We start from the raw sequence: 12,791 nt of genomic DNA, 5'->3' as shown, positions 1-12,791 counted from the left end.
ATAGAGATTGATTAAGCAAAGGTGGGGATTTCTATTTTTCCAGATTTTATTAAGCATTATGATTTAATACGTTCAATACTTCGGGACGTTTTTTTATACGGATGTTTTTCAAAAGGTGACTTAGAAAGTAAAAATCATGGGAGCTCACGAAAAGTTAGTTATGAGATGCGCCGAATTAAACAATATATAGAGAAGGATTTTATTAAGATAGATAAAGATGGTAAGAATAAACTTTTAAGTTTAAGCTATGATGATATTTCAAATACGAAAAACTTTTTAGTCAATACATATTTGAGCAAGAGTTTTACTAAAGCTGATATTATCCTATATTATTATTTGCTTTTAATTTTAAATTATAAAAATAAACCAATGGCCTTTTCAGATATTGAAAATGAACTGGTAAGTGAAGAATTGATTGATTATGAAAATATAAGTAGTAAAACTATAGAAAGAAAGCTTAATGAATTAGCAAATTCTATGGAAATCGTATCAGTTGAGAAAAATGGACGAGTTAAAGAGTATTACATTTCAGAGGATATACTAAAAGAACTTGATAATGAAGAAATTCTAAAGCTTTATAATATAGTGGATTTATATAAAAATATTATTTTTCCTAATGTAAGTGGACATTATTTTTTTGATACACTAAGGGATTATTTAGAATTTGAACGAAATGTAATACCAAAGGATAAGAATTGTTTCCAATATAAAAACCTGCATTTTCATCCGATAATTGAAGAAGAATTGATTTTGAAAGTTATGAGAGCAATTGAAAATAGGAATGAGATAAGATTTAAAAATGATTGCAAAACCACTCGTGTCAAGATGTATGATAATGAAGTGATTAGGCCTTTTAAGCTTAGATACGATGTTGAATGTGGAAGGTTCTACGTCTTTTCGTTTACTAGCACTGGAAGATGTATTAGTGCTAGGCTTGATAGGAAAGATGATATTGAGGTTTTAAAAACAAGATTTAATTATGAGGAATATGAGGAAAAGTATAAATTAGCTATGGAAAAAAGTTTTTCAAGTGTGCCTCATAACACTGATACTCCATACGAAGAAGTTGAATTTGAAGTTAATATTGATTCTTTAAATGAATATTATATAGTTGAAAAGATAAAAGGGGAGCTTGGGGATTGCACTTTTGAGAAGATAAGTGATACTAAATATTTATTTAAAAAGATAGTAAATGATTCTTGTGAAATGATTCCGTGGATTAGAAAATATGGTGGCTATTTAAAGGTTATTTCACCTAGATATCTTCATAAGAAAATAAAAAAGGATTGGGAGGATATGCTAAATAATTATGGAGTTATTTCATGAATATAAAAATAAATATTTTCATTTAGTGTTTAGAATTTTAAATCTAGCAAAAAATGGACTTTATAAAGATGAAATTATAAGGCTTATTGAAGACGAGGAGTACGATGAAAAAGTAATAGGAAAAGACTTTAAAACTTTTGAAGGAATGATTTTAAATCAATATGGTAAAGAGGATAATTTCAATTTTTTAGAAGAAAGAGAAGGAAAATATTATAGTATTTTAAATAGTGAAGATAGTATACCTCTTAAAGTCAGATTTTCAAAGCTAGAAAAATCCTGGCTTAATGGAATGATTAAGGAACCAGTAGTACAAACTTTACTTGGAAAAGAAACCTCAAAAAAATTAGAAACAGCTTTGACAGATATGAAAGAAAAGGGAAGTAATCAAATAATAGAATTTACAAATAAGGTACAAAATGGCTTTGATATTGATTTAGAAAAATTAAGTAAGGATTTCTATACTATTTTGGAAGGTATAATTAATGAGAAGCCTATATTATATTCTAATGTAGATAAAAACGGCAATGAATATAATAACCAATTAGCAATTCCAATTAGAATTGAGTATTCATTAAAAGATGATAAATTTAGAGCATCCCTATATTCTTTAGATGAGAAACGATCTATATTAGTTAATTTACATACCTTAAAGGAAGTTAAAATAGCCAAAAATGTAGATTCGAATATAAAAAGAAAAGATGTTCTTAAGAAATTAAAGGAAAAGAAATACTCAGAAGTTCCAATTACAATTGAACTTGAAGATATTAGGGGAGCTATGGAAAGGTGTTTTATGAGTTTTTCTTCATTTGAAAGAAATTCTAGAACCATTTCAAAAAATAAATATGAAATAGATATTTATTATTATACCTTTGAAGAAGATGAGGTTATAAGGAAAATAATGTCCTTAGGTCCATATGTTAAAGTAAAGGCGCCTAATAGGGTTAGAGAGATTATTATTGATAAGATTAAAAGAGCATTTATGTATGAAACAACTTAAGGTATGGAAAATATAAATAAGTTATCTTAATTATATATAATCAAGAAATAGAGCTGGAAGTTAAAAAACTTCGGGCTCTTTTGCTTTTCAGTATATATGCTACTTAAGTGTATTTAGATTATTTTTATTGAGACAGGCGTTTAACATTTTATTGGTACTAATGGATTATAATTCAAAAGATGCAAAGTTTTTGTCTGTAAGAAAATTATAGAAATAATATAATAAGTATTGTAGTCGAGAGGGCAAAGCAATAAGGAAGTGAATATCTAAGTTACTTCATTTTAAATATAGGTGTCACTGGTTCGATTCCAGTCTCATAATTCTTAAAAAAGTTGTGAGTAGCTCAGCAGGTAGAGCACTAATAGATTATACTTAAATAACTTTTCTCCTTATTAAATTGTTGTATTGATGAAAAAATATGGCAGTGTATATTTAAGTTACTTCGTTTTAGGGGGGGTAATATTGGTTCGAATCCAATTGCATATTTTAATATGTATAGTAGAAGGGATAACACACCACCAGAATACTTAAATAGCTTTTTTCTCTATATTAAATTAAGGGAAGTGCATGAAGGTGTTACTTCGGAGTAAAGATAATTGCAATAAAAGCAATGAACACTTTTAGGTTTTCTCCCTTATTGTTTTAAATTTTTTCTTCACAAGTAGGACGCAAAGGATATCAATAAATTTAATTAAAATTGATTTAACATGATGATAAGAGTATTAGTATGGTGCAACTCCATAAGTCATCTGAAAAATATAACTTCATTATTGAAAGGAGCAAATTAAAATGTCAAAAATTAATTTTTTTAGAAACACAACAGTAAATAGGGAAGGCCATGTGGCTTTTAAAATGGAACTGAAGGAAAAATTAATAACTGAAGTTTTAACAAGTTTCTTTAATGAAGGAAAGTTTTATGGAGATAATTCTTTAGAAATAGTTAACGATTTAAGAAATGTTATTAAGATAGATCCGAAATTTGTAGCAAATTTGGCCATATATGCTAGAAAAGAAATTCATTTAAGAAGTATATCTCATGTTATGGCTGCAGAGCTTGCTCATGATGTGCAGGGAAAGAAGTATGTTAGAAGAGTTTTAAGTGAAATCGTTGAAAGAGTAGATGATATGGCGGAAATTTTAAGTTATTACTTAAATGTATATGGTAAACCAATTCCAAATTCACTGAAGAAAGGTTTAGGTGATTCTTTCATAAGATTTGATGAGTATTCTCTTGCAAAATACAATAGAGCAAAGGAGATTAAACTTAAGGACATAGTAAATTTAGTTCATCCAAGACCAAGTACAGGTAAGCAAAGCGATATGTTTAAGAGATTACTTGAGGATAACCTAGAAACACCATTTACATGGGAAACAATGCTTTCAAGTGAGGGCAATAACAAGAATACTTGGGAAAAATTAATTGATAGCAATAAGCTTGGTTATATGGCTATACTTCGTAATTTGAGAAACATCATTAAAGCTGAACCAGATAATATAGAAAAGGTATATGAAATTTTAGAAAATGAGAATAGAGTTAAAAATAGCAAGCAGCTACCTTTTAGATATTATTCAGCATTTAATGTACTATCAAATGAAGGCCTTGGAACATCAAAAATTTATGATGTATTGGAAAATGCAATTAGATTGTCTACAAAAAATATAGGTAGATTAAGCGGTAAGACTTTTATATCTACTGATGTATCAGGTTCTATGAGAAGTACGCTAAGTAGAAAAAGTGATACTACTTGTGCTGAAATAGGTACTGTTCTTATGGCGATTGCAAATAGCATTTGTGATGAAGCTATAACAAGTACTTTTGATACAAGATTTAAAATAACTCCTTTTGCAGCTACAAATGGAATTATAGCTAATGCAAATTCTATAAGTGTTACAGGCGGAGGGACAAATCTTTCATTGCCAATATATCATTTGTTAGATAATAAAATTTATGTTGATAGAATAATAATTCTATCAGACAACGAAATAAATTATGGATATGCTAGAGTATGCCAAGATTTGATAAATCAATATAGAAAGCAAGTAAATCCTAATGTCTGGGTACATGCAATTGACCTTTTAGGTTATGGCACACAGCAATTTAAAGGAGACAAAGTAAATATAATTGCGGGCTGGAATGAAAAAATACTAGAATTCATACCAAATGTAGAAAACGGTCTTAGCAATATAAAGGACAAGATTGAAGAGTATTATTTTAAGGAAAAATTAGAATCAATTATATAGACAAAAATAGTAAGGGGAAGTGTATATTTAAGTTACTTCGATTTTAACGATAGATGTCACCGGTTCGAACCCGGTCTTATAATTTGGAAAGATTATAAGTAGCTCAGGTGGTAGAGCACTAAATACTTAAATAGTTTTTCTCCCCTTAATTTTAGAGGAGTAATATTTATGATAGAAGTTAAAGGAAAATATAATACTGCAAAAGTATTTACAGATAATATAGAAACAGAAGCAATTGAACAATTAAAAGAATTATGTAATCAGCCTTTTGTAGAGGGCTGTAAGGTTAGAATAATGCCTGATACACATAAAGGGGCAAGCTGTGTTATTGGATTTACAGCTGATTTAGGTGATAAAGTCATTCCTAATATTGTAGGAGTTGATATTGGATGCGGGATGTTAACTGTAAATTTAGGAATAGTAGATGTTGATTTAGAAAAGCTAGATGAGATTATCCATAAATATATTCCATCAGGAATGAATGTCCATGAAGGAAGAGTAGTTAGATTCCCAGAATTGCAGAATTTAAAATGTTATAGAAGCTTGAAAAATACTAAAAGAATTGAAAGAAGTATCGGCACTTTAGGTGGAGGAAATCACTTTATTGAAATAAATGAAAGTGCTAATGGCATAAAGTATCTTGTGATTCACTCGGGAAGTAGAAATTTAGGAACACAAGTGGCTAGCATTTATCAAAATCTTGCAATAGATTTATGCAGTGGTAAAGGTGATTACTTTGTTAAAAGAGAAAAAATAATTAGTGAATATAAAGCTGATGGGCGTAGAAAAGAAATCCAGAAAGCTTTAAAAGATTTAGAAGCACTATATAATGACTTAATGCCAAGCTACCCAAAAGAGTTGTGCTTTTTAAGTGGAGATTATAGGAAGGATTATCTACATGATATGAATATCTGCCAAGAATATGCTGTCTTAAATAGAAACACAATGGCAGATATAATTTTGAAAAAGATGTTTGGAAAAGGCTTTGATGAATTTGAAGCATTTTCTACTACTCATAATTATATAAATTTCAAAGACAATATAATTAGAAAAGGAAGTATTTCAGCCTATGAAGGAGAAAAAGTATTAATTCCCCTTAATATGAGAGATGGAAGCATAATTGCAATAGGGAAAGGTAATCCAGATTGGAATTACTCAGCACCACATGGGGCAGGCCGTATTATGAGCAGGACTAAAGCTAAGGAAAAAGTCAATTTGGAAGAATTTAAGGCTTCAATGGAAGGGATTTTTACAACTTCAGTTACAGAAGCGACAATTGATGAAGCTCCAATGGTGTATAAGCCTAAGGAAGAAATACTTGAAAATATTTCTGAGACTGTTGATATTATTGAAATAATCAAACCAATTTATAATTTTAAAGCTCAGGGTTAGGAAAGCGAAAATTAATATATTGAGTAGGTGATGTGATTGTTAGATAAATTTGTTTCAGGTTTTCCTGAATATTTAGAGAAATATGTAAAGAATGTATTAAATATAATCGAATCAAAAGAACCCTATTATAATTGTTTTCCTATACTACAAAATTGCTTTGCAGATATCAGTTTAGACGGAGAAAAGCTTCAAATTCCATATCGTTTTTATAATAAAGAATTATTAGATGATGTTGTAAAAGAATTAACAGAAACTGAGCAAATTATTTTGCATTGTATTTATTCCAGAAATGATAATGGATTTATAAGACAAAAGCATATTGAATCAATTTTTTCATTCAACGAAATTCCTAAGTGGGTTATTCCATATATTGTAAAGCTTTGTGATGAATATGTGATGGAGATAATTGAATGCATCAATGATAATATTACAAAAATTTCTAAAGAGCAAATAGCTGAATTTGTTAATGAAAATGAAAGTTTTATTGCTTTGGGTTATGCACGTATGGGAAGTTACTGGGGTTGCTATTATAAAGGAATTAAATTTAAAAAGTATGTGGGATACAAATTTTATAGAAATGTATTGGGATATAATAAGGCTTTTTTATATCCAAAATGAGGAAGGGGCGAAACTAGATTTATGGAGAAAATAATACAAGCTCAATTAAGAGATATAGAAGAAAAAAATAATGTAAAAATACTATATGCAATAGAGTCAGGAAGTCGAGGCTGGGGATTTGAATCTAAGGATAGTGATTTTGATGTGAGATTTATCTATGTACATCCAGTTGAATGGTATTTAAGTGTATTTGAAGGTCCTGATATTATTGAAATACCTGTAGATGAGGTGCTAGATGTTAATGGATGGGATCTTCGAAAAGCTTTAAAACTAATGTACAGGTCAAATGCATCTTTATTAGAATGGCTATCATCGCCAATTACCTACAGGCAAAATCAAGAGCTTGTAAAAGAATTAAGACAGGTGGCAGAAAAGTACTTTTCACCAATATCAGTCACATACCATTATATAAATATTGCAAAGAAAAGCTTTGAGGGATTGGAAGGCCTAAATAATGTTAACATCAAAAAGCTTTTTTATGTTATTAGGCCAATTTTATCATGTATGTGGATAGAGAATTTCAATACAATTCCACCTATGAATTTACAAGCAATGATGAAAGAAGTTAAAATGGATGACAAAGTCAAGACGATAATAGAAGAACTTGTTACTATTAAAGCTGATAGGATAGAGTCAGACACGATAAAACAACCTACAGAATTAATGGAATTCTTAAGAGACAAGCTAGAATATTATTATAGTTATGCAAAAAATATTAAAACTGAAAAAGAAAGAGATTCTAGTATCCTAAATGAATTTTTCCATAAGACTATTAAAGAATATAGTGGTGATATAGAATGAATAAAGTAACAAAGGAAATTTTAAATAAAGAGGAATATAAATTTATACATTCAAATGAAAACTTAGGAGAAAACATAATATACTTAACACTTTCAGGGTCAATTGGATATGGTACTAATATAGATAATAGTGATGTAGATTTACGAGGAATTACAATTGAAAGAAAAGAAAATATATATGGATTTCAAAGTTTTGAACAATTTGAAGATACAGCAACTGATACTGTTATATATGGACTTAGGAAATTTGTTTCATTAGCATTAAAGGGAAATCCTAATATTCTTGAATTATTAGGTACTAAGGATGAGCATATTATATATATGAATAAATATGGGGAGGCATTACGTAAAAATAGAGAGTTGTTCTTATCAAAAAGAGTGATACACACTTTTGGTAATTATGCTACTGCACAATTAAGAAGACTGCAAAATGCCTTGGCAAGGGATGAGTATCCGAAGGAAGAAAAAGAGAAGCATATACTTAATACAATAAATAATCAAATGAATCATTTTTCATCTAATTATACAGAGTTTCCAAAGGGTAGCATAAAATTATACATTGATAAATCTGATAAAAATGAAATAGAAACAGAGATATTAATGGACATTCATATAGATAAGTATTCTTTAAGAGATTTTAAAAGTATATACTCAGAAATGAGTAATATTGTTCACGATTATGATAAGCTTAATCATAGGAATAGAAAAAAAGATGATGGGAAGCTCTTAAAACATGCTATGCATTTAATAAGGCTCCTAATCATGGGAACAGAAATATTAAAAACTCATGAAATCAACACTTATCGAGAGAATGAGCATGATTTATTAATGGATATCAGAAAAGGTAAGTATAGTTATGATGAATTGTTTAAGCTAGTCGAGTTGTATGATTTTAATTTTAAAGAAGCATCAGTTAATACTACATTGCCTAAAGAACCTGATGAGAGGCAAGTTGAAGAATTATTGATATCTTTGTATGAGAGATATTATAATGGTACAAGAAAAATTATTAAGTAGATTAGTTTAGGAGGTAAAATTCTATGGAAAAATACACAAGAAAAGAATTGGTAGATGCACTAAAAGTTGTGTCTTCAACTATTAATAATTGTGAAAAAGCGCAGCTAAAATTTGCAGAATGCACCTCACAACATACTCTTCTTAAAAATAGGCTAAAAGCTCTATATATTTCAAAATCATTAATAATAGATGAAGATATTGTGGATAAATATACAAAAGAAGAATTAATGGAAGCACTACCACCAGTAGCTTCTATTATCAGCAAATGTGAAAAAGCTAAACTAAAATTTGAGGAAGGTACATCTCATCACACTCGCCTTAAGAATATCATAAATGCAATGTATATTTCAAAATCGTTAATAACAGATGAAATTAATAAAAGAGAGAGCAAGATTTGATATTATTTTCATATGGTGGAGCCATCTGTAAAGCTTACATAACAAATAAAAATGTTTTTTAAATTAACTAATGTGCTACCTTAAATTGTGTTATAATAGGAATATATTTACAAGGGTGAATGTTAAATAGAACTTATAAAAGCACAAAGTTAGGGGAGAAATAAATACATGAAATATATAAACAATTGCAAAACAGTAGACAAACTGAAAAATATAATTTTAATAGCAATTATTTTCAGTAGTTTTTTTATTATTTCATCTAATGTACAAGCAGCTACTATTACAAATAATCAAACATCAAATTCTAAAATCGGATGGATAATTGATGGAAAGAAGATTAAATCAGGTAGCTTATCAACAGACTATAATACTGAACAAGTGCTAAATGATATGAATAAGTTTCAGTTGAATACCTTAAATATACCTGTAATGATAGATGTAGATAATATTTCTTCAAGTAGTATGATAGTTGATAAAATAAGTGAAGAAAAGGCAATTAATTTAATTAAACAATTGAAGAATACAAATACCAATATAAATGTAATATTAGAGCCATATCCTTGGATAGAGCAGGGCACAAAGGCTGAAACTGAATGGAAACCGAATAACATGAATGCTTTCTTTTTAAATTGGAAGACTAATGTATTAAAGACATTGATAACTGATATTGCAGTACCATATAATGTAACAGTCCTAAACATAGGAAGTAATCTAGTTAACATGGAATCAGAAGAAAACAATTGGTGTGATATTATAGATTACGTTAGAACATATTATAAAGGATTGGTAACATACAGAACAAATAAATGGGATACTGCTTCATGGGCTCCTGACAGTATTACTGCATATAATAACAAGTTAAATAATAAGTTATTTTCAAAAGTAGATTTTATTTCTATAGCAGCTTATTTCGAACTTACAAATAACCCTACAAATACAGTTGGAAATCTTACAAGCGCAATAGAAAATTCTCAGATAGATTTTGGTGGACAAGTTAGACATCAAAATATAAAACAAGAAATAAAAAATTTCTATGATAAATGGAATAAGCCTATTTTCTTTGGAGAACTTGGTTTTCCTAAATTTGATTACGCATCATATGAGCCATGGAACTGGAATCCATATAAGAATAATGGCATTAATAACGTTGAGCAAGCCAATTGTTTTGAAGCCTATAGAAGAGAGTTTCAAGACGAACCTTGGTTTTTAGGATTTTCTATATTTGCAGTTGGTGAACAAAGCAATGACAAACGTTATTATCCAAGTCAAGAAAGTACAGAAGTCATAAAAAAATGGTATAGCAATGGAAAATAAATTATTCCGTGCAGTTATAAAAATAAATAGTAAATTGAAGTATCGCGTATCATATGATAAGTGATACTTTTTGCTATATATTCAATTAAAAGTTACGTTGAACAAGAGGTATAGATAATGGCAAATTAAACAGAAATTATAATATTTAGAAGTCTAATAATGTTATACTGTTAAAAAATGCTATAATAGAAATATAATTGCAATAGATTTATAGAATCTGCTTTTATGGCATGTAATGAAAAAGGATCATTTTTTGATTACTGTAATGTTAGTTATAGCTAAATGTTATTTGAAGATTTAATAGTGCGGCGTCTATAGTGAGAAGCTAATATATTATGAATGGGGGAATTTACATGAAAATATTAGTTTATGGAGCTGGTGTTTTAGGAAGTTATTTGGCTCATGTATTGATACGCGGAGGCAATGATGTTACATTGCTTGCTAGAAACGAACGGTTTAAAGAATTGAAGAACAATGGACTTGTTATTCGCCATTATATACAGTGTAAAACTACCACTGACAAAGTAAAAGTGATAGATTTTATTCCTTCAAATGAAGTGTATGAAATAATATTTGTGGTAATGCAATATACGCATTTAAATTCAATATTACCGTGTCTTTCAAATAATCAAAGTTCTAATATTATATTTGTTGGTAATAATGCAGATGCCCATGCAATTAATAATTATATGCAAAAAAATAGCTGTAATGAAAAACATATTGCTTTTGGGTTCCAAAGTACTGGCGGAAGACGTGAAAATGGAAAAGTTATTTGCGTGCGTATAATTGGACAAATGGAGTTAGGTGGATTAGATGGTAACTTATCATGGAAAAACATTATAGATAGAGCTTTTAAAAACACGAAATATAAATTAACTTATTTTGATGATATGGATTCGTGGCTTAAAAGTCATATTGCTCTAATTATGCCTCTTTGTTATGCTTCATATGCATGTGATGGAGATTTACATAAAGTTGCTAAAAGCAAAAAACTTTTAAATCAAATTATTAAAGCAATTGATGAAGGATATAAAGTATTAGAATCACTTGGTTATTCCATTTTACCTAGAAATGAAGAAAATTTTGTTAGAAAGAAATCATATATGTTCTATCTATTATTGAAAATTACTATGATAACACCTATGGGAAGACTAGCAATAAGTGATCATGCTATGTCAGCAGTTAATGAGATGTTCATGTTGAGTGATGCATTCAATATATTAAAGCAAAAATCAAATATTTCAACACCAAATTGGGATGAACTCCAAAGTCATTTAGAAAAAAATCGTAACAAAGAAACATTCATCGATTAATGATAGATATGGGGAGATCTGAGAATGAAGAAAAAAATACTTTTAATAACACCTGAGAATGAGGAAATAAATAGATTTAGAAAAAATCAATTTAATAATTTTATTCAGATAACTATGCCATACTTAGCAGCTTTCATAGATGAAAATAAATATGAAATAACTCTAGTTGATGAATATAATCAAAGAGTTCCTTTTGAAGAAAAATTTCATCTGGTTGCAATAACGGTAAACACATCTAATGCTGCCCATTGTTATGATATATCGAAGAAGTTTAGAGATAAGAATATTAAAGTTGTAATGGGAGGTCCTCATGCAACATTATTACCTGAAGAGGTGAAAAAACAGTGTGATTATATAATGGTGGGAGAAGGCGAAATTATATGGCCAGAATTTTTAGAAGATTTCTATGAGGATAAAGCAAAACCAGAATATATTTGCGAAGAAGTACCTAATCTAAAAAATATGCCAATAGCAAGAAGAGATCTAATTCATAAAAGATACTTTACAAAAGGGGCAGTTATTTCTTCGAGGGGATGTCCTTATAATTGTAGTTATTGCAATTTAAAGCAAATTTATTGTGAGCCGTTTAGGACAAGACCTATTAAAGAAGTTATTTCTGAAATAAAGACCATGAAAAGTAAGTTTTTTGTATTTTGGGATGATAATTTCTTTGGGGATATAAATTTTGTGAAAGAATTACTGATAGGGTTGAAAAAATTTAATAAAAAGTGGGCAGCACAAGTAACATTAGAGAGATGTAAAGATGATGAATTATTAAAATTAGCTAGAGAGGCTGGCTGTGTATACTTTTTTGTAGGAATAGAATCTTTTTCACAGGATAGTTTAGGAAGTGTAAATAAAGGGATAAATGATGTAGATAAATATAAAAGTATCATAGATAAGATCCATAATAATGGAATTTGTGTACAAGCAGGAATAATATTTGGATTCGATACAGATAAAAAGGATGTATTCAAGAAAACTCTGGATGCCTGCAATGAGCTAGGAATAGATGGAGCAACTGTAAGTATATTAACTCCTCTGCCTAAAACACCAGTATATTCAAAGTTAAAAGAAGAAAAGAGATTAATAACAGAGGATTGGAGCTATTACAATGGAAAAACAAGAGTAGCTTTTATCCCTAAAAATATGAGTGCAGAAGAATTATTTGAAGGTTATATGTGGTTTAGGAGAGAGTTGTATTCTTTAAAATCTATTTATAAGAGAATAAGAAAGTCTAAAACAAATATACTATATAACTTAATTGTAAATTTAGGATATAAGATAAGTCTTAATGGTACAAAAAATAATTTTGAGTATAGTAAATAATTATCTAAAAGATAAATTGTAATTTGTAGGGTAGTTTAAACTACTA

At 28.7% G+C, this 12,791-nt stretch carries 11 protein-coding genes; all 11 read left to right on the top strand.

Translation table 11 applies throughout. The features are described 5' to 3' along the window. Window positions 1-21: 21 nt before the first annotated feature. The 11 genes from F3K33_RS18070 to F3K33_RS18020 all read left to right on the top strand — a co-directional run bounded on the left by F3K33_RS18070 (window position 22) and on the right by F3K33_RS18020 (window position 12,745). Complete coding sequence (locus F3K33_RS18070) at window positions 22-1,326, top strand: helix-turn-helix transcriptional regulator (protein ID WP_039771719.1); 1,305 nt, start codon at window positions 22-24, stop codon at window positions 1,324-1,326. Next, the gene (locus F3K33_RS18065) at window positions 1,310-2,323 is read left to right on the top strand and encodes a WYL domain-containing protein (protein ID WP_039771720.1); all 1,014 of its coding nucleotides are present in this window, start codon (window positions 1,310-1,312) and stop codon (window positions 2,321-2,323) included. Before F3K33_RS18070 ends, F3K33_RS18065 begins: the two co-directional genes overlap by 17 nt. A 789-nt stretch (window positions 2,324-3,112) precedes the next feature. After that, window positions 3,113-4,564: a TROVE domain-containing protein gene (locus F3K33_RS18060; protein WP_039771722.1), complete on the top strand. Its 1,452-nt coding sequence runs from the start codon at window positions 3,113-3,115 to the stop codon at window positions 4,562-4,564. A gap of 168 nt (window positions 4,565-4,732) precedes the next feature. Then, entirely contained in the window at window positions 4,733-5,956 is a 1,224-nt protein-coding gene (locus tag F3K33_RS18055; RefSeq protein ID WP_039771724.1) for an RtcB family protein, read from the top strand. A 36-nt stretch (window positions 5,957-5,992) separates the two neighbouring features. Continuing rightward, a complete protein-coding gene (locus F3K33_RS18050) occupies window positions 5,993-6,574 on the top strand; it encodes a hypothetical protein (RefSeq protein ID WP_051144834.1) in 582 nt (193 codons plus the stop codon). A 21-nt stretch (window positions 6,575-6,595) separates the two neighbouring features. Continuing rightward, entirely contained in the window at window positions 6,596-7,375 is a 780-nt protein-coding gene (locus tag F3K33_RS18045; protein WP_039771725.1) for a nucleotidyltransferase domain-containing protein, read from the top strand. After that, window positions 7,372-8,391 carry a nucleotidyltransferase domain-containing protein gene (locus F3K33_RS18040; protein WP_039771727.1) on the top strand — a complete coding sequence of 340 codons (1,020 nt, stop codon included), beginning with the start codon at window positions 7,372-7,374 and terminating at the stop codon, window positions 8,389-8,391. The genes F3K33_RS18045 and F3K33_RS18040 overlap by 4 nt, the downstream gene beginning before the upstream one ends. A gap of 23 nt (window positions 8,392-8,414) precedes the next feature. Continuing rightward, on the top strand, window positions 8,415-8,789 hold the full coding sequence (locus F3K33_RS18035) for a hypothetical protein (RefSeq protein ID WP_023974091.1): 375 nt from the start codon (window positions 8,415-8,417) through the stop codon (window positions 8,787-8,789). Between the two features lie 168 nt (window positions 8,790-8,957). Then, complete coding sequence (locus F3K33_RS18030) at window positions 8,958-10,103, top strand: glycoside hydrolase family 113 (RefSeq protein ID WP_039771729.1); 1,146 nt, start codon at window positions 8,958-8,960, stop codon at window positions 10,101-10,103. Window positions 10,104-10,456: 353 nt separating this feature from the next. Then, window positions 10,457-11,416, top strand: a complete 960-nt coding sequence (locus tag F3K33_RS18025) for a ketopantoate reductase family protein (protein WP_039771732.1) — start codon at window positions 10,457-10,459, stop codon at window positions 11,414-11,416. Window positions 11,417-11,440: 24 nt separating this feature from the next. Further along, window positions 11,441-12,745 (top strand): B12-binding domain-containing radical SAM protein, encoded by a 1,305-nt coding sequence (locus F3K33_RS18020; protein WP_039771735.1) that lies wholly within the window; start codon window positions 11,441-11,443, stop codon window positions 12,743-12,745. Window positions 12,746-12,791: the final 46 nt, after the last annotated feature.

This window comes from Clostridium beijerinckii (assembly GCF_008705175.1).
In the GTDB taxonomy this organism is placed as follows: domain Bacteria; phylum Bacillota; class Clostridia; order Clostridiales; family Clostridiaceae; genus Clostridium; species Clostridium beijerinckii.
Note: the sequence above shows the minus strand (reverse complement) of the source record. Positions and strands in the feature narration are given on the sequence as shown.